The sequence below is a fragment of the Pseudomonas sp. CP4 genome, assembly GCF_047758505.1.
Classification (GTDB): Bacteria; Pseudomonadota; Gammaproteobacteria; order Pseudomonadales; family Pseudomonadaceae; genus Aquipseudomonas; species Aquipseudomonas fluorescens_AO.
Genome location: NZ_CP180489.1, coordinates 2,634,646 through 2,652,449, shown reverse-complemented (window position 1 = coordinate 2,652,449; position 17,804 = coordinate 2,634,646). Strand labels below are relative to the sequence as shown.

The following is a 17,804-nucleotide window of genomic DNA, read 5'->3' as shown; positions in this document are numbered from 1 at the left end:
AAGAACGGTGGCCACAAAAGATCCCTGTGGGAGCTGGCTTGCCAGCGATGGGGCCCGCTCAGACACTTCCATCAATGACTGCCTGCCACAAATAGAAGCACACTCGCCAAACCATTTCCTCGCATCGCCCGGTTTTGGTGCTGTACTGCCTTGAGCATTTCGCGAAAGCGCGCAAGCCTGTGCATGGCATAAGTCTTGCGCGCTTTCCCATACGCCCAAGGCTCGCAGGAGGCACGCCGTGTCGATTCATGTCGCATTGCATCACGTCACGCATTATCGCTACGACCGCGCTGTCGAACTCGGCCCGCAGATCGTCCGCCTGCGCCCGGCACCCCATAGCCGCACGCGAATTCTTTCCTATGCGCTGAAAGTCTCGCCCGAGCAGCATTTCATCAACTGGCAGCAGGACCCCCAGGGTAATTACCTGGCACGTCTGGTGTTCCCCGAAAAGACCGCAGAGCTGCGCATCGAAGTCGATCTGGTAGCGGAAATGGCGGTGTTCAATCCGTTCGATTTCTTTCTCGAACCGTACGCCGAGCGAATCCCGTTCAGCTACGCCGCCGATGAGCGCAAGGAGCTGGCGCCGTACCTCGAAACCCTGCCGCTGACGCCAACGTTCAAGGCTTACCTGGACAGCATCGACCGCACGCCGCTGCCGGCGGTGGATTTTCTGGTGGCGCTCAATCAGCGCCTCAGCGAAGACATCGGCTACCTGATCCGCATGGAGCCCGGCGTGCAGACTCCGGAGCACACACTGCAACACGCCTCCGGTTCCTGCCGTGATTCGGCATGGTTGCTGGTGCAGCTGTTGCGTAATCTCGGTCTGGCGGCGCGGTTTGTTTCCGGCTACCTGATTCAACTGACCGCCGACGTGAAAAGCCTCGACGGCCCGTCGGGCACCGAAGTCGACTTCACCGACCTGCACGCCTGGTGCGAGGTGTATTTGCCGGGTGCCGGCTGGATTGGCCTTGATGCGACGTCCGGGTTGTTCGCCGGGGAAGGGCATATTCCGTTGGCGTGCAGTCCCGATCCGTCCTCGGCGGCGCCGATCAGTGGTCTGGTCGAACCTTGCGAGACACAGTTCAGCCACGAAATGTCGGTCGAGCGAATCTGGGAAGCGCCACGTGTCACCAAGCCCTACACCGATGAACAGTGGCGGGCGATCCAGGCGCTGGGGCGGCAGATCGATGCCGATCTGCTCGCAGGCGATGTGCGCCTGACCATGGGCGGCGAGCCGACCTTCGTTTCCATCGACGACCCGGACGGCGCCGAATGGAACACCGCCGCGCTGGGGCCGGACAAGCGTCGGCTGTCCGCCGAACTGTTCCAACGCATGCGCAAGCAATACGCGCCGCAGGGGCTGGTGCATTTCGGTCAGGGCAAGTGGTATCCCGGCGAGCAGTTGCCGCGCTGGTCGCTCAATTGTTACTGGCGCCGCGACGGTCAGCCGATCTGGCACAACGACGCGTTGATCGCCGACGAGCAGCAGGACTATGGCGCCGACGGCGAACTGGCCGGACGCTTTCTCGCCAGCGTCGCCGAGCGCCTGAAGTTGCCGGCACGCTTCGTCTTCCCGGCTTACGAGGATCATCTCTATTACCTCTGGCGCGAGGGCGCGTTGCCCGGCAACGTCTGCGCCGAAGATTCGCGTCTGGAAGAGCCATTGGAGCGCGCGCGATTGCGCAAGGTCTTCAGTCAGGGCCTGAACAAGGTGATCGGCCAGGTGCTGCCGCTGGCGCGCACGGCCAAGGGCGATCAATGGCAGAGCGGGCGTTGGTATCTGCGCGATGAGCACTGTCGCTTGGTGCCCGGGGATTCGCCGCTGGGTTATCGCTTGCCGCTGGCGTCGCAGCCGTGGGTGAAAGCGGCGGAATATCCGTTCATCCATCCCAACGATCCGAATCAGGACTTCGCTGAACTGCCGGATGCCGCGCAGCTCGGTGTGCACGGCGAACCGGCTGCGCTGGATGAGCGGGTGCCGAAAATCGATGAGTCCGCTGACTGGCTGACCCGCACAGCATTCTGCGCCGAGGCCCGCGAAGGGCGGCTGTATCTGTTCATGCCGCCGCTGGAGCGGGTCGAGGATTATCTGGAACTGGTCTCGGCCATTGAGGCCACCGCCGAAGAACTGCATTGCCCGATACTGCTGGAAGGCTATGAACCGCCGAGTGATCCGCGCCTGAGCAATTTCCGTGTCACTCCGGACCCGGGCGTGATCGAGGTCAACGTGCAGCCATCGGCGACCTGGGACGAGTTGGTCGAGCGCACCGAGTTTCTCTACGAGCAGGCGCGGCAAACCCGCCTGACCACCGAGAAGTTCATGATCGACGGGCGCCACACCGGCACCGGCGGCGGCAACCATTTCGTCCTTGGCGGCGCGACACCGGCGGACTCACCGTTTCTGCGGCGGCCGGATCTGCTGCGCAGTCTGATCAGCTACTGGCATAACCATCCTTCGCTGTCGTACCTGTTTTCCGGCCTCTTCATTGGCCCGACGTCCCAGGCGCCACGGGTCGACGAGGCGCGTAACGACGCCTTGTATGAACTGGAAATCGCCTTCGCGCAGATGCCGGAACCGGGCGAGGAATGTGCGCCGTGGCTGGTCGATCGCCTGCTGCGCAATTTGCTGATCGATGTCACCGGCAATACCCATCGCGCCGAATTCTGCATCGACAAACTGTATTCACCGGACGGCGCCACCGGGCGTCTCGGCTTGCTGGAACTGCGCGCTTTTGAAATGCCGCCGCATGCGCGCATGAGTCTGGCTCAGCAGTTGTTGCTGCGGGCGCTGGTCGCGCGCTTTTGGCGCGAGCCTTATGCGCCGGCGAAACTGGCACGCTGGGGCACCGAGCTGCACGATCGCTTTTTGCTGCCGCACTTTATCGAAGAGGATTTCGCCGACGTCATCGTCGAACTCAACAACGCTGGCTATCCGTTGCGCGCGGAGTGGTTCGCGGCGCATCTGGAGTTTCGTTTTCCCAAGATCGGCGACTACGCCGTCAATGGCATCGAGCTGGAGCTGCGTCAGGCGCTAGAACCCTGGCACGTGCTGGGCGAGGAGGGCTCGGCGGGCGGCACGGTGCGCTACGTCGATTCTTCGCTGGAGCGCTTGCAGGTCAAGCTCAACGGCTTGCCGCCACAGCGCTATCTGCTGACCTGCAATGGCGTCGCGGTGCCGTTGCACCCGACCGGGCGCGTGGGCGAGTTTGTCGCCGGCGTGCGCTTTCGGGCCTGGCAACCAGCCAACTGTCTGCAGCCGACCATACCGGTGCACGCGCCGTTGGTGTTCGACCTGCTCGATACCTGGATGGGGCGTTCGCTGGGTGGTTGCCAGTACCACGTCGCCCATCCCGGTGGGCGCAATTACGAGACCTTGCCGGTCAATGCCAACGAAGCGGAAAGTCGGCGGATGGCGCGGTTTTTCCGCCTCGGACACACGCCGGGGAAACTTCCCGTACCCAAAGTAGAAATCAATGACGAGCTACCGATGACCATCGACCTGCGCCGTTACTAGAGCCTACGCAACACGCGGATTTTTCGTCTATCCGCGTGTCATGTGCCTGCGTTAGTCTGACTGTTCCCTGCTGTCTGCCGAGCTTTCCATGCCTGACCTGTTAGACCGCTACCCGCTGACCGCGGGCACCTATCACGAACTGCTCGACGGCAGCGGCGCGGTGCGCTCGCATTGGCAGCGCCTGTTCGATCAGTTGCAGCGCAGCAGTCCAGCGCAACTGGTGCAGCGTCAGGCCTTGCTGGCGCGGCAGATTCAGGAAAACGGCGTCACCTACAACGTCTATGCCGATCCCAAGGGCGCTGACCGGCCGTGGGAGCTGGATCTGCTGCCCCATGTGATTGCGGCAGATGAGTGGCAGCAATTGTCCGCCGGCATCGCTCAACGTGCGCGCTTGCTCAATGCAGTGCTGGCGGATCTGTACGGTCCGCAGCGGTTGATCAGCGAAGGCCTGCTGCCCGCCGAGCTGGTATTCGGGCACAACAATTTTCTCTGGCCCTGTCAGGGCATTGCCCCGCCCGAGTCAGCCTTTTTGCATCTGTATGCCGTGGATCTGGCGCGCACGCCGGATGGTCGCTGGTGGGTCACTGCCGATCGCACCCAGGCGCCGTCCGGGGCCGGCTATGCGCTGGAAAACCGCACCATCGTCTCCCGCGCCTTTCCCGATTTGTACCGCGATCTGAAGGTTCAGCATCTGGCCGGTTTCTTCCGCACTTTGCAGGAAACATTGGCCCGTCAGGCACCGCAGGGCGATGACGCACCGCTGGTGGTGCTGCTGACCCCAGGGCGTTTCAACGAAAGTTATTTCGAGCACCTGTATCTGGCCCGTCAGCTCGGCTATCCGCTGGTCGAGGGCGGCGATCTGACAGTGCGCAATGCCACCGTTTACCTGAAAACCCTCAGTGGCCTGCGCCGGGTGCACGCGATCATGCGCCGCCTCGACGATGATTTCTGCGACCCGCTGGAACTGCGTACCGACTCGGCGCTCGGCGTCCCCGGTCTGCTGGAGGCAGTGCGTCAGGGGCGGGTGCTGGTGGCCAATGCGCTAGGCAGCGGCGTGCTGGAATCGCCGGGCCTGCTGGGATTTCTGCCGAAGATCAATCAGTTCCTGTTCGGCGAAGAACTGATCCTGCCGTCGATCGCCACCTGGTGGTGCGGTGAAGCGCCGGTGCTGGCGCAGGCGCTGGAAAAGCTCCCGGAGTTGTTGATCAAACCGGCGTTCCCGTCGCAGAGCTTCGCCCCGGTGTTCGGCCGTGATTTGAGTGACAGTCAGCGCCTCGAGCTGGCGCAGCGTATGCAGGCACGGCCTTATGCCTACGTCGCGCAAGAGCTTGCGCAACTGTCGCAGGCGCCGGTCTGGCAAGCCGAGGACGGTCATCTGCAACCCCGCGCGATCGGCATGCGCATGTATGCGGTGGCCAGCCACGATGGCTACCGCGTGTTGCCGGGCGGTCTGACCCGAGTGGCGGCCGAGGCTGATGCCGAAGTGGTGTCGATGCAGCGCGGCGGGGCGAGCAAGGACACCTGGGTGCTCAGCGACCGTGCGCCGAGTGGTGAGCAGTGGAAGGCGCAGCGCAATGTCGGCGTGCACGATCTGGTGCGGCGCGATCCTTACCTGCCATCGCGGGTAGTAGAGAATCTGTTCTGGTTCGGCCGCTACTGCGAACGCTGCGACGACAGCGCGCGGCTGCTGCGCATCATGCTCACGCGTTACGTCGATGGCGATGATCCGCAGGCGCTGCAAGCAGCGGTCGATCTCGGCGAGCGGCTGGCGCTGTTGCCGGATGAGGGCGAACTGCCGGAGCGCCTGCTCGCGGCGTTGCTCGGCGAGGACTGGTCGTTCAGCCTGCGTTCCAATTTGCAGCGTTTGCAGTGGGCTGCATCGCAGGTGCGCGGCAAGCTGTCCCGGGAAAACTGGCAGGCGCTGGTCGAATTGCAGCGCGAGGCGCTCGAGCTGGAAGTCGATGAACCGGACTTCGGCGAACTGCTGGATTTTCTCAATCGTCTCGTGATGTCGCTGGCGGCGCTGTCGGGGTTTGCCCTGGATGACATGACCCGCGATGAAGGCTGGCGGTTTCTGATGATCGGCCGCCGCATCGAACGCCTGCAATTTCTCAGCAGCAGTCTGGCGGCGTTTCTGCGCGGTGCGGGTGCGTTCGATCAGGCGGGGCTGGAATGGTTGCTGGAACTGGGCAACAGCAGTATCACCTATCGCTCGCGCTATCTGGCGGTGGCGCAACTGATTCCGGTGCTGGATTTGCTGCTGCTGGATGAGCAGAACCCCCACGCGGTGCTGTTTCAGCTGAAACTGGTCACCCGCACGCTGAAACGCCTGAACGACGATTTCGCCGCGCCTCGGGAAACCGCGCTGCCGCAACTGGTCGAGCGCCTGTCGCGGTTTGATCTCGGTTGTCTGGAGAATCCGCTGTTCGGCAAATCCAGCGTACGTGCCGCACTCGAGGGTCTGGCCGATCTGTTGCAGGACATCGCCGAAGCCAGCGGCCAGGTTTCGGATCGTCTGGCGTTGCGCCATTTCGCTCATGTCGATGATGTCAGCCAGCGTACGGTGTCCGTGTGATGAGCGCTCACTATCAGATCTTTCACGACACCTGTTATCACTACGACAGCCCGGTCTCCCTCGCGCAGCAACTGGCGCACTTGTGGCCGCGCGAATGCAGCTGGCAGCGCTGCACCGAGCAGCAGTTGCTGATCAGTCCCGAGCCGACCATGCGCCGTGATGAGCTGGATGTATTCGGCAATCCGTTGACGCGTCTGGCATTTGAACGGCCCCATGACCAATTGCAGGTCGACGCCCGGCTGACGGTCGAGGTGCTGGCGCGGCCGGCGCTGGATTTCAACCAGTCGCCAGCGTGGGAGCAGACCCGCGATGCGCTGACTTACAGCAGTCAGCCGTTGTCCACCGACTTGCTCGAAGCCTGTCGCTACCGGTTCCAGTCGCCTTATGTGCATTTGAAGCGCAGCTTCGTCGAGTTCTCGCAAAGCTGTTTTCCGCCAGGGCGACCGTTGTTGCTCGGGGTGCAGGCGCTGATGCAGAAGATCTTCAGCGAATTCACCTTCGATGCCGAAGCCACCCAGGTGGCGACGCCGCTGGTGGAAGTGCTGGAGCGTCGACGCGGCGTGTGTCAGGACTTCGCTCATCTGATGCTGGCCTGTGTGCGCTCGCGCGGTCTGGCGGCGCGTTATGTCAGCGGCTACCTGCTCACTCAGCCGCCGCCGGGGCAGCCACGCCTGATCGGCGCCGACGCCTCGCATGCGTGGGTATCGGTATTCTGTCCGGTATCGGGCTGGGTGGATTTCGATCCAACCAACAATGTGCAGCCGGCGCTGGAACACATCACGCTGGCGTGGGGACGGGATTTTTCCGATGTGTCGCCGCTGCGGGGGGTGATTCTCGGTGGGGGTAATCATGACCCGGAAGTGCGGGTTACGGTAATGCCTCAGAATTGATGAGTTTTCAAATGTGGGAGCGAGCCTGCTCGCGAAAGCGTCAGGTCAGCCAATAGATTTGTAACAGATACACCGCTTTCGCGAGCAGGCTCGCTCCCACAGGGATTTTGGTGTGTCAGGGAACGCAGGGCTGTGAGGGCCGGCAGCAAAACTGCCAGCCCCGTCACAAATCCGCAGGGTCTGATTCGATCATCAAACCCGGTGGGGCTCAGGCGTCGGGCGCCTGATCTTTCGGTGCATCGGATGCATCAACATCATCATCGGTCGCCGCTTCACCGTCAGGGTTCAGTGCCGCTTCTTCAGCGGTTTGCTTCTTGCGCTGAAGCTTTTCCTCTTTCTTCTGTTCCTTTGCCAGGTCTCGTTGACGTTTGGCGAAGGAGTAATTGGGTTTGGCCATGGGCGATCCTCTTGGGTCGAAGGTGAGGTTGAGCGGCGCGTATTCTGCCCTGTATCGGTGTCCGGGGGTTAACCGGGTTTCTGGTCGACCCACTTGGGCGTGACGGTCGGCTGCCACTGATCGAGGGCGTCGAGCAGGGAATCTGGCGATTCGCTCACTTGCAGCATGTCACGGTGTGGCGCGCGAACGAAGCCTTCGCCGACGATATGATCGAGAAAAGCCGTGAGTTTGCTGTAGAAACCGTTCACTTCCAGCAGGCCCAGAGGCTTGCCGTGATAGCCGAGCTGGCCCCAGGTCCAGACTTCGAACAGTTCTTCCAGCGTGCCGAGGCCGCCGGGCAAGGCGATGAACGCATCGCTGAGTTCGGCCATTCGGGCCTTGCGCGCCTGCATGCCGTCGACCACTTCCAGGCGCGTGAGGCTTTTGTGGCCGATCTCCTTGTCCATCAGGCTTTGCGGGATGATGCCGATCACTTCGCCGCCAGCGGCCAGCGCGGCATCAGCAACAATGCCCATCAAGCCGACGGCGCCACCGCCGTAGACCAGCGTCAGACTACGCTCGGCCAGTGCCCGGCCAAGGGCGACGGCGGCTTCGGTATAGGCCGGCACGGTACCGGCGTTGGCACCGCAAAACACACAAACGGATTTCAGCGACATGCGTTACTCCTGGGTCGATCAGGCGCACAGGGTAACGGCTGGCGCGCCGTGCTCCAAGGACTAGACTTCGCGTTCGGGTGATTCAAAAGTACCGCTGGCGCCACAGGCGTAGGCGGCGAGCAAGCTGCACAACAAGCCGTTGAAGAACATGACAGGCACTCCGTTTCAGTAGGTGGGCCGATCATAGGGCTGGCCGAATGAAATGGCCGTTAGATTGTGTCGATGAGTGTCATAGCCTGAAAGTTGTATACAATTTTTGACACAAGTCATAGGAACTTGCGAAGATTTCAGGCAGTCTTTCCACCACTAGTGTTTTTGTTAACCCTGCCTTGGAGATTCACCATGTTTTCCAAAGTTGTTGCGGTATCCCTGCTGGCGCTGGCCAGCAGCCAATTGATGGCTGCCGAGTGCAAAACCACCGTTGATTCCACGGATCAGATGTCCTTCAACACCAAGGAAATCGTGATCGACAAGAGCTGCAAGACCTTTACCGTCGAACTGACCCATTCCGGCAGCCTGCCGAAGAACGTCATGGGTCATAACCTGGTGATCAGTAAAGAAGCTGACATGCAGCCAATCGCTACCGACGGCCTGGCAGCCGGTATCGACAAAAACTACCTGAAGGACGGCGACGCCCGCATCATCGCCCACACCAAGATCATTGGCGCCAAGGAAACCGATTCGGTGACCTTCGATGTGGCCAAGGTGGCTGACGGTGGCTACGGCTTCTTCTGCTCGTTCCCTGGCCACATTTCGATGATGAAAGGCACCATCGTCGTCAAGTAATCAGGGCCAATGTGGGAGCGAGCCTGCTCGCGAAGAGGCCATCCGCTTCATCGAAATACTGATGGCCAAAGAAAAAGCCCGCGGAGGATCACTCCTCAGCGGGCTTTTTCATGCCGTTGAAAAATCAAGGCGCAAACGGCATCACCCGCTTGTGATGAGTCTTGTTGTACGTATCGACAATGATCTTCGCCGCCTCGTCCCGGACCGTTTCACCGTGCAGGAACGCATCGATTTCGGCATAGGTCACGCCGTGCGCCGCTTCGTCCGGCTTGCCCGGTGACAGGTCTTCGAGGTCAGCCGTCGGCACTTTTTCGACCAGCGACTCCGGCGCGCCGAAGCTGCGGGCAATGGCGCGCACCTGATTTTTCACCAGGCCGCTGAGCGGGGCGAGGTCGCAGGCGCCATCGCCAAATTTGGTGAAGAACCCCATCACCGCTTCCGCCGCGTGGTCAGTGCCAATCACCAGACCGCCCGCCACCCCGGCAATCGTGTACTGCGCGACCATGCGCATGCGCGCCTTGGTATTGCCCAGCACGAAATCCACCGACGCTGCCGGCTTGCCTTCGAACGCCGACACCTGAGCCGCCAGTGCCTTGACCGCCGGGCCGATGTTCACGGTGTGGATTTCGTCAGGCGCGATGCAATCGAGCGAGGCCTTGGCGTCGTGCTCGTCGAACTGGGTTTCATAGGGCAGGCGCACGGCGATGAATTTGTAGCGGTCGTCGCCGGTTTTCTCGCGAAGTTCACGCACTGCGCGCTGGGCCAGGAGGCCGGCGGTCAGTGAGTCGACGCCGCCGCTGATGCCCAGCACCAGGGTCTTGAGCCCGGAATTGACCAGACAATCCTGGATGAACGACAGGCGTCGGGCGATTTCCGCCTGCAGGGCCTGATCGTCGGCGAACGGTGGTTGCACCTTGAGCTGCTCAGCAATCTCACGCTGTACGGCTTGCATGAATTCACTCCTTGCTAGATAGACTGGATTCGGCAGGAACCTGAAACACATGTCGCAAATAGGCGACGAAATTCGGATCTTTGCAGTGGGTCTTGCCGGGCTCGTCGGAGATCTTCGCCACCGGCTGGCCGTTGCAGGCGGTCATTTTAAGCACGATGCTCATCGGTTCGACACCCGGGATATCACAGGTGAGGTTGGTACCGATGCCGAAGCTCACATTGATGCGACCGTGCAGCGCGCGGAAAATCTCCAACGATTTCGGCAGGGTCAGACTGTCGGAAAACACCAGGGTCTTGCTCATCGGGTCGATGCCAAGCTCGTGGTAGTGCGCGATGCACTTTTCACCCCACGCCACCGGGTCCCCGGAATCGTGGCGCAGGCCATCGAAGAGCTTGGCGAAGAACAGATCGAAATCGCCAAGAAACGCATCGGTGGTGATGCAATCGGTGAGGGCGATGCCGAGCAGGCCACGGTACTCGCGAACCCAGCAGTCGAGCGCGGCGATCTGGCTGTCGATCAGGCGCGGGCCGAGTTGCTGATGGGCCATGATCCACTCGTGGGCCATGGTGCCCAGCGGTTTCATGTCCAGCTCGCGGGATAGATGCACGTTGCTGGTACCGACGAAACGCCCGGGGAAGTCATGCTTGAGCACGTTGACCACTTCAGCCTGCACGCCAAAGGAAAAGCGCCGGCGCGTGCCGAAATCGGCGACCTGCAGTTGCGACAGCTCATCGGCCGAGGCGTTGGCGGTGAGCCAGTCGAACTTGCGATAAAGCTGTTCGCGCGCCTGCTCCAGCGAAGTGTCCCGGTAGCGATAGCGATTGCGCACTTCGCTGACAATCGCCAGCAGCGGCACTTCGTAGAGGATGACATGGAGCCATGGCCCGCGCAGACGGATGAACAGTTCGCCGTTTTCGATGCCGGTGTGCAGGTAGCGCAGGTTGAAGCGGAACAGGCCGAGGAAGCGCAGGAAGTCCGGTTTCAAAAAGGTGATGCGCTCGAGAAAGCTCAACTGATCGGCACTCAGGCTCAGCTCGGCCAGACGCTCGACCTGATGGCGGATCTCGGCCAGATACGGGCGCAGATCCTCGGCGTTGCGGCAGCGGAACTCCCATTCGACTTCGACGTTGGGGTAGTTGTGCAGCACCGCCTGCATCATCGTCAGCTTGTAGAAGTCGGTGTCGAGCAGGTTCTGCACGATGCGATCGGCAAACACACTCTCGCTCATAAAACGGGTCTCCAGTTGCGCCGCGCCTGGCGCGGTCTATATCGATGGCGCTAGTGGCGCATATCGGCGGTGGGGATTGCCAGCATTTTTTCAGAGCGCCGCAGATCCACTGTGGGAGCGAGCCTGCTCGCGAATGCGGTGTGACAGTTAAAGATGATGTGGCTGACCCGACGCTTTCGCGAGCAGGCTCGCTCCCACAGGGATCCCGGTCGACCTCACACCGGGCTATCGATTTGTTCAAGCATCCATTTCACAAAATCCCGCACCTTCGGCACTTCTGCCGCGTGTTCGGGGTAGGCCAGGTAATAGGCGTCGCTGCTGGGCATCGCATGTTGCCAGGGTATGACCAGTTTGCCCTCGGCCAATTCCTCTTCCACCAGAAACCGTGGCAGCAGCGCTACGCCGCAGCCGACCTGGGCGGCGCGGATGCACATATAAAAGGTTTCGAAACGCGGCCCGTGGTAGCTGTGTTCGGTGTGGTAGCCCTGACTGTCGAACCAGTCGTGCCACGCCTGTGGTCGCGAGGCGTTTTGCAGCAGCACCAGATCGGTGAGTTGCGTCGGGTCAGTGAATGGCGTATCCGGCAGGCTGCCCGGGGCGCAGACCGGCACCAGTTGTTCGCCGAACAATTTCAGGCATTCGGTGCCCGGTCGCGAAGCCTGGCCGAAATAGAAGGCCAGATCGCTGCGCCCCTGCAACAGATCGTCGGCCTCCTGCTCGTTGCATAGATCCAGATGAATCGACGGATGGCGCAGGCGCCAGCCTTTCAGGCGCGGCACCAGCCAACGGGCGCCGAAAGTCGAAGGGGTGGAAACGCGCAGGACTTCGGTTTCGCCGCCGTAGGAACGCAGGTAATGCGTCGACATCTCCACTTGGCTGAGGATTTTTCTGACCTCGACCAGATACAAATCCCCGGCCGGTGTCATCTGCAAACGCCGACGCACGCGGCGGAACAGCAAGTGCTGCAACAGCTCTTCAAGCTGTGCGACCTGTTTGCTCACCGCACTCTGGGTCAGGTTCAGCTCTTCAGCGGCGCGGGTAAAACTCAGGTGCCGGGTCACGGCCTCGAAGCATTGCAACGCGGTGATCGAGGGCAAGTGGCGTTTGTTCAGCATGGCCAGTCCTTTTTCTTGTCTTTCTATACGCAGCATGAATAAACGGAATGATATCTGGCGTAAAGGTCGTTTGTTGCATCGCCTTGGTGAGGCTACAACTAAAGGCCTGCCCGGCCATGCGAAGGATGGCTGCACACATTCTGTTTTTTGCTTGAGGAGAGACCGATGGTTGCCGCATTGCTTGATCGTCTGGGAGTCAACCCGGCCCTGTACCAGAACGGCAAAGTGCCGGTGTATTCGCCCATCGATGGCAGCCAGATTGCTTCGGTGAAATGGGAAGGCGCTGCCGAAGTCGAGCAGCACATCAGTCGCGCAGATCATGCATTCGAGCACTGGCGCAAGGTGCCGGCGCCGCGTCGCGGTGAGCTGGTGCGCCAGTTCGGCGAAGTATTGCGCGAGTACAAGGCCGACCTCGGCGAGTTGGTGTCGTGGGAGGCCGGCAAGATCACTCAGGAAGGTTTGGGTGAAGTGCAGGAGATGATCGACATCTGCGATTTCGCCGTCGGCCTGTCGCGCCAGTTGTACGGTCTGACCATCGCCTCCGAGCGCCCCGGCCACCACATGCGTGAAACCTGGCATCCGCTTGGCGTGGTCGGCGTCATCAGCGCGTTCAACTTCCCAGTCGCGGTGTGGGCGTGGAACACTACCCTGGCGCTGGTCTGCGGCAACCCGGTGGTGTGGAAACCTTCGGAGAAAACCCCGCTGACTGCGCTGGCCTGTCAGGCGCTGTTTGATCGCGTGGTGAAGAACTTCAGTGATGCCCCCGCGAGCCTGTGCCAGGTTGTGATCGGCGGTCGTGATGCCGGCGAAGCGCTGGTCGATGATCCGCGTGTTGCGCTGATCAGCGCCACCGGCAGCACGCGCATGGGCCGCGAAGTGGCGCCGAAAGTCGCCGCGCGTTTCGCCCGCAGCATTCTTGAACTGGGTGGCAACAACGCGATGATCCTTGGCCCGAGCGCCGATCTGGACATGGCAGTGCGCGCGATTCTGTTCAGCGCCGTCGGCACCGCCGGGCAGCGCTGCACGACCTTGCGCCGTCTGATCGCCCATGAATCGGTCAAGGAAGAAATCGTCACCCGCCTCAAGGCTGCCTATTCGAAAGTACGCATCGGCCATCCGCTGGAAGGCAATCTGGTCGGCCCGCTGATCGACAAGCACAGCTTCGAAAACATGCAGGATGCGCTGGAACAGGCACTGAGCGAAGGCGGCCGGGTGTTCGGCGGCAAGCGCCAATTGGAAGAGCAATTCCCCAACGCCTACTACGTATCACCGGCCATCGTGGAAATGCCCGAGCAGAGCGATGTGGTCTGCAGCGAAACCTTCGCGCCGATTCTCTATGTGGTTGGCTACAGCGATTTCGAGGAAGCGCTGCGCCTGAACAACGCCGTGCCGCAAGGCCTGTCGTCGTGCATCTTCACCACCGACGTGCGCGAGGCCGAGCGGTTCATGTCGGCAGTCGGCAGCGACTGCGGCATCGCCAACGTCAACATCGGCCCGAGCGGCGCGGAAATCGGCGGCGCCTTTGGTGGTGAGAAAGAGACCGGCGGCGGCCGTGAATCCGGCTCCGATGCCTGGCGCGCGTACATGCGCCGGCAGACCAACACCGTCAACTACTCGCTGGAATTGCCTTTGGCGCAGGGCATTACATTCGATTAAGCAGCTACATGCTTCAAGCTACAAGCGTCAAGCAGACCGGCTTGCAGCTTGTAGCTTGGAGCTTGCGGCTGCTCCGACAGGAGCTTGGCAATGCCGTTACGCGAAGAATGTCTGTGGGAAACGCTCACGCCACAACGGCCGGATAACACCGCGCTCAAGGGCGAGGTCAAGGTCGATGTCTGCGTGATCGGCGCCGGGTTCACCGGGTTGTCGGCGGCGCTGCATCTGTTGGAAAAAGGCAAAAGCGTTTGCGTGCTGGAAGCGAATCGCGCAGGGCACGGTGGTTCCGGGCGCAACGTCGGGCTGGTCAACGCCGGCCTGTGGATTCCTCCGGACGAGATCGAGGCCGGTTTCGGCGAGGCGGTCGGCAGTCAGCTCAACCGCATGCTCGGTGCGGCGCCGGCGCTGGTGTTCAGCCTTGTGGATAAATATCAGATCGATTGCCAGTTGCGCCGCGAAGGAACTTTGCACATGGCGCATAACGCCAAGGGCGAGGCGGATCTGCGCAGTCGCGAGCAGCAATGGAAGCGCCGCGGTGCGCCGGTCGAACTGCTGACCGGCAAGGCCTGCGAGCAAGCCACCGGTACGCAGAAAATCGCCGCCGCGCTGCTTGATCGCCGTGCCGGCACGCTCAATCCCATGGCCTATGTCACCGGGCTGGCCAATGCCGTGCGTGGGCTCGGCGGGCAGATGTTCGATCATTCGCCGGTGACTCGCCTCGAGCGCATCGGGCAGCAATGGTCGGTGCAGAGCGCGCAGGGTTCGGTGCTCGCCGAGCAAGTGGTCATCGCCTCTAACGCTTACACCGAGGGTGACTGGACAGAGCTCAAGCGCAATTTCTTTCCCGGTTATTACTATCAGGTCGCCTCGGTGCCGCTCCGCGAAGACGCCGCGCAGGAAATTCTTCCCGGCGGGCAGGGCTCGTGGGACACCCGTCAGGTGTTGAGCAGCATCCGCCGTGACAAGGACGGGCGCCTGTTGCTCGGCAGCCTCGGCAATGGCAATCAGAAACCGACCTGGTTTCTCAAGGCCTGGGCTGATCGGGTGCAGCAGCATTACTTCCCCAATCTGAAGCCGGTCGAGTGGGAATGCACCTGGACCGGGCGCATTGCGTTTACCCCTGATCACCTGATGCGCCTGTTCGAACCGGCGCCGGGCCTGGTGGCCGTCACCGGTTATAACGGTCGCGGCGTCACCACCGGCACGGTGGTCGGCAAAGCTTTCGCCGATTACCTGTGCAACGGCAATCCGCAGGCACTGCCGATTCCCTTCGCACCGATGCAGCCCCTGGCTGGTGTGGGTTTGCGCAGTTGCCTGTACGAGGCCGGATTTTCCCTGTATCACGCGGGCCAGTGCCTGCGCATCGTCATTTGAGTGTTGAAATTTGTTGCCGCAAGCGGCGCTTTTGCATCCAGCGACTAGCCTGTGATGGTGCGGGTTGTAGCAGTCCCGCACCAGCAGTGTGCAGTTCGGTGACGCGGGCTGTTACAGGCTGGTTGCACGTCGTTTGCCGCTGCGGTTGCAATGATGGCGCGCGAGGGTTGCGCCTGTAAAAACAAATGGTTTCACCTTCCGCGGTTTAGACGGTTGCACGCCCAATGAAAATGGGACCGAAACAGTCGAAATAACAACAACGCAGCGACTTTTTGAAGAATAAAAAACCGATGGCACGGGCCTTGCTCTGAGCTTTGAGTGAAGTGAAGTCGCAGTGCCAACTAAAAAAAACCTTGGAGCACCACCTCATGTCCCAGACGTTTTACAAGAAAGGCTTTCTGGCCCTCGCAGTCGCTACTGCGCTGGGTGTTTCTGCGTTTGCTCAAGCCGATATCAAGATCGGTGTAGCGGGTCCGATGACCGGTGCCAACGCGGCATTCGGCGAGCAGTACATGAAGGGTGCACAGGCAGCGGCCGATGCGGTCAACGCGGCGGGCGGCGTCAATGGGGAAAAAATCGTCCTGGTCAAAGGCGATGACGCCTGCGAACCGAAGCAGGCAGTGACGGTCGCCAAGGACCTCACCAACCAGAAAGTCGCCGGCGTGGTCGGGCACTTCTGCTCCTCGTCGACCATTCCAGCATCGGAAATCTACGACGAAGCCGGGATCATCGCGATCACCCCGGGCTCGACCAACCCGCAAGTTACCGAACGCGGTCTCAGCGCCATGTTCCGTATGTGCGGACGTGACGACCAGCAAGGCATCGTCGCCGGCGACTACATCGTCGACATGCTGAAGGGCAAGAAAGTTGTCGTGCTGCATGACAAGGACACCTACGGCCAAGGCCTGGCGGACGCTACCAAGGCTCAGTTGGAAAAACGCGGCGTCAAGCCTGTGCTGTACGAAGGCCTGACCCGTGGCGAGAAAGACTTCAGCACCATCGTCACCAAGATCCGTGGCGCCGGCGCCGATGTCGTCTACTTCGGCGGCCTGCATCCGGAAGCCGGTCCACTGGTTCGCCAGCTGCGTGAGCAAGGCCTGAAAGACGTCAAGTTCATGTCTGACGACGGCATCGTGACCGACGAACTGGTGACCACTGCTGGCGGCCCGCAATTCACCGATGGCGTGCTGATGACCTTCGGCGCCGACCCGCGTCTGCTGCCAGAGAGCAAGACCGTAGTGGACGCGTTCCGCAAGGCCGGCACCGAGCCTGAGGGCTACACCCTGTACGCCTATGCTTCGGTTCAGACCCTGGCGGCGGCGTTCAACGGCGCGAAGAAAAACGACGGCGAAGCCGCTGCCAAGTGGCTGAAGGCCAACCCGGTGAAAACCGTCATGGGCGAGAAGACCTGGGATGCCAAAGGCGACCTGAAAGTCTCCGACTACGTGGTTTACCAGTGGGACAAGGACGGCAAATACCACCAGCTGGAAAAGCAGAAGTAAGGGCTGAAGCGATCGCTCGGCTCACTTGAAACCCTGTGGGAGCGGGCTTGCCCGCGATGGCGTAAGGTCAATCGACACACAAGTTGGCTGATCCACCGCTATCGCTGGCAAGCCAGCTCCCACAGGATTCAGTGGCGATCGGGCTGATCACGCTCCGACATTGCTCCGACGTACATCTGTATTTTTCCTAGAAGAACCGCGCGCCATGGGCGCGCAGGTTCTCACTGCGTGAGATTGCGTTATGGATGGTATTTTCCTGCAGCAACTGGTCAATGGCCTGACCCTCGGGTCGGTCTATGGCCTGATCGCCATCGGCTACACAATGGTCTACGGCATCATCGGCATGATCAACTTCGCCCACGGCGAGGTTTACATGATTTCCGCTTACCTGGCGGCAATCAGTCTGGCTCTGCTGGCTTACTTCGGTATCGAATCCTTCCCGCTGCTGATGCTCGGCACGCTGATCTTCACCATCGTCGTCACGGCGGTGTATGGCTGGGTCATCGAGCGTGTTGCCTACAAACCCCTGCGTAACTCGACCCGCCTGGCGCCGCTGATCAGCGCCATCGGTATCTCGCTGATTCTGCAGAACTACGCACAGATCGCTCAGGGCGCCAAACAACAGGGCGTGCCTACGCTGCTGACCGGTGCCTGGCGTGTTGAAGTCGGCAGCGGCTTCGTGCAACTGACCTACACCAAAGTCTTCATCCTGATCGCCGCGTTTGTCGGGATGGGGCTGCTGACCTATGTCATTAAATACACCAAGCTCGGCCGCATGTGCCGTGCAACCCAGCAAGACCGCAAGATGGCCTCGATTTTGGGGATCAACACCGATCGGGTGATTTCCTACGTGTTCATCATCGGTGCAGCCATGGCGGCACTGGCCGGTGTGCTGATCACCATGAACTACGGCACGTTCGACTTCTATGCCGGCTTCATCATCGGCATCAAGGCGTTCACCGCAGCGGTTCTGGGCGGCATCGGTTCACTGCCCGGCGCCATGCTCGGCGGGATCATCCTCGGCATCTCCGAGTCGCTGTTCTCCGGTCTGGTCAACTCCGACTACAAAGACGTGTTCAGTTTCTCGCTGCTCGTCCTCGTACTGGTCTTCCGGCCGCAGGGCCTGTTGGGCCGTCCTCTTGTGTCGAAGGTGTAAGCG

13 protein-coding genes are annotated in these 17,804 nt (G+C 61.3%); 8 read left to right on the top strand and 5 right to left on the bottom strand.

What is annotated here, in order from left to right; translation table 11 throughout:
* Window positions 1-238: 238 nt before the first annotated feature.
* The 3 genes from ACMYUN_RS11830 (at window position 239) to ACMYUN_RS11820 (ending at window position 6,979) form a co-directional block, all read left to right on the top strand.
* The gene (locus tag ACMYUN_RS11830; RefSeq protein ID WP_415763787.1) at window positions 239-3,514 is read left to right on the top strand and encodes a DUF2126 domain-containing protein; all 3,276 of its coding nucleotides are present in this window, start codon (window positions 239-241) and stop codon (window positions 3,512-3,514) included.
* Between the two features lie 88 nt (window positions 3,515-3,602).
* Window positions 3,603-6,089, top strand: a complete 2,487-nt coding sequence (locus tag ACMYUN_RS11825) for a circularly permuted type 2 ATP-grasp protein (protein ID WP_415763786.1) — start codon at window positions 3,603-3,605, stop codon at window positions 6,087-6,089.
* Window positions 6,089-6,979, top strand: coding sequence for a transglutaminase family protein (locus ACMYUN_RS11820; protein WP_129998175.1), 891 nt, complete (start codon window positions 6,089-6,091; stop codon window positions 6,977-6,979). The genes ACMYUN_RS11825 and ACMYUN_RS11820 overlap by 1 nt, the downstream gene beginning before the upstream one ends.
* 208 nt (window positions 6,980-7,187) lie before the next feature.
* Here the strand turns inward: ACMYUN_RS11820 and ACMYUN_RS11815 are convergent, their stop codons facing one another.
* Both ACMYUN_RS11815 and ACMYUN_RS11810 read right to left on the bottom strand, forming a co-directional pair.
* A complete protein-coding gene (locus ACMYUN_RS11815; RefSeq protein ID WP_415763785.1) occupies window positions 7,188-7,376 on the bottom strand; it encodes a hypothetical protein in 189 nt (62 codons plus the stop codon).
* Window positions 7,377-7,444: 68 nt separating this feature from the next.
* Window positions 7,445-8,032 carry a TIGR00730 family Rossman fold protein gene (locus tag ACMYUN_RS11810; RefSeq protein ID WP_415763784.1) on the bottom strand — a complete coding sequence of 196 codons (588 nt, stop codon included), beginning with the start codon at window positions 8,030-8,032 and terminating at the stop codon, window positions 7,445-7,447.
* 342 nt (window positions 8,033-8,374) lie between these two features.
* Here ACMYUN_RS11810 and azu point away from each other — a divergent pair, with 342 nt between their 5' ends.
* Entirely contained in the window at window positions 8,375-8,818 is a 444-nt protein-coding gene (gene azu / locus ACMYUN_RS11805) for an azurin (protein WP_016771925.1), read from the top strand.
* Window positions 8,819-8,942: 124 nt separating this feature from the next.
* On the opposite strand, the gene nadE is transcribed toward azu, so the two are convergent.
* The 3 genes from nadE to ACMYUN_RS11790 form a co-directional block, all read right to left on the bottom strand.
* Window positions 8,943-9,770 carry an ammonia-dependent NAD(+) synthetase gene (gene nadE / locus ACMYUN_RS11800; RefSeq protein WP_310403884.1) on the bottom strand — a complete coding sequence of 276 codons (828 nt, stop codon included), beginning with the start codon at window positions 9,768-9,770 and terminating at the stop codon, window positions 8,943-8,945.
* Between the two features lie 4 nt (window positions 9,771-9,774).
* Window positions 9,775-10,998 (bottom strand): nicotinate phosphoribosyltransferase, encoded by a 1,224-nt coding sequence (gene pncB / locus ACMYUN_RS11795; RefSeq protein ID WP_415763782.1) that lies wholly within the window; start codon window positions 10,996-10,998, stop codon window positions 9,775-9,777.
* 215 nt (window positions 10,999-11,213) lie between these two features.
* Entirely contained in the window at window positions 11,214-12,113 is a 900-nt protein-coding gene (locus tag ACMYUN_RS11790; protein WP_071174249.1) for a LysR family transcriptional regulator, read from the bottom strand.
* Window positions 12,114-12,278: 165 nt separating this feature from the next.
* On the opposite strand from ACMYUN_RS11790, the gene ACMYUN_RS11785 reads away from it, so the two are divergent.
* From ACMYUN_RS11785 to ACMYUN_RS11770, 4 genes are all read left to right on the top strand, one after another.
* Window positions 12,279-13,769, top strand: a complete 1,491-nt coding sequence (locus ACMYUN_RS11785) for an aldehyde dehydrogenase family protein (RefSeq protein WP_415763781.1) — start codon at window positions 12,279-12,281, stop codon at window positions 13,767-13,769.
* A 90-nt stretch (window positions 13,770-13,859) separates the two neighbouring features.
* A complete protein-coding gene (locus tag ACMYUN_RS11780; RefSeq protein ID WP_415763780.1) occupies window positions 13,860-15,143 on the top strand; it encodes an NAD(P)/FAD-dependent oxidoreductase in 1,284 nt (427 codons plus the stop codon).
* A 368-nt stretch (window positions 15,144-15,511) separates the two neighbouring features.
* Complete coding sequence (locus tag ACMYUN_RS11775) at window positions 15,512-16,645, top strand: ABC transporter substrate-binding protein (RefSeq protein WP_041480713.1); 1,134 nt, start codon at window positions 15,512-15,514, stop codon at window positions 16,643-16,645.
* Between the two features lie 241 nt (window positions 16,646-16,886).
* Window positions 16,887-17,801 (top strand): ABC transporter permease subunit, encoded by a 915-nt coding sequence (locus tag ACMYUN_RS11770; protein WP_039756948.1) that lies wholly within the window; start codon window positions 16,887-16,889, stop codon window positions 17,799-17,801.
* Window positions 17,802-17,804: the final 3 nt, after the last annotated feature.

What these genes read in the sequence shown, in the direction of transcription:
- ACMYUN_RS11825 (WP_415763786.1), top strand. Translation starts at nt 3,603, where the DNA reads ATGCCTGACCTGTTAGACCGCTACCCGCTGACCGCGGGCACCTATCAC.
- ACMYUN_RS11820 (WP_129998175.1), top strand. Translation starts at nt 6,089, where the DNA reads ATGAGCGCTCACTATCAGATCTTTCACGACACCTGTTATCACTACGAC.
- ACMYUN_RS11815 (WP_415763785.1), bottom strand. Translation starts at nt 7,376, where the DNA reads ATGGCCAAACCCAATTACTCCTTCGCCAAACGTCAACGAGACCTGGCA.
- ACMYUN_RS11810 (WP_415763784.1), bottom strand. Translation starts at nt 8,032, where the DNA reads ATGTCGCTGAAATCCGTTTGTGTGTTTTGCGGTGCCAACGCCGGTACC.
- azu (WP_016771925.1), top strand. Translation starts at nt 8,375, where the DNA reads ATGTTTTCCAAAGTTGTTGCGGTATCCCTGCTGGCGCTGGCCAGCAGC.
- nadE (WP_310403884.1), bottom strand. Translation starts at nt 9,770, where the DNA reads ATGCAAGCCGTACAGCGTGAGATTGCTGAGCAGCTCAAGGTGCAACCA.
- pncB (WP_415763782.1), bottom strand. Translation starts at nt 10,998, where the DNA reads ATGAGCGAGAGTGTGTTTGCCGATCGCATCGTGCAGAACCTGCTCGAC.
- ACMYUN_RS11790 (WP_071174249.1), bottom strand. Translation starts at nt 12,113, where the DNA reads ATGCTGAACAAACGCCACTTGCCCTCGATCACCGCGTTGCAATGCTTC.
- ACMYUN_RS11785 (WP_415763781.1), top strand. Translation starts at nt 12,279, where the DNA reads ATGGTTGCCGCATTGCTTGATCGTCTGGGAGTCAACCCGGCCCTGTAC.
- ACMYUN_RS11780 (WP_415763780.1), top strand. Translation starts at nt 13,860, where the DNA reads ATGCCGTTACGCGAAGAATGTCTGTGGGAAACGCTCACGCCACAACGG.
- ACMYUN_RS11775 (WP_041480713.1), top strand. Translation starts at nt 15,512, where the DNA reads ATGTCCCAGACGTTTTACAAGAAAGGCTTTCTGGCCCTCGCAGTCGCT.
- ACMYUN_RS11770 (WP_039756948.1), top strand. Translation starts at nt 16,887, where the DNA reads ATGGATGGTATTTTCCTGCAGCAACTGGTCAATGGCCTGACCCTCGGG.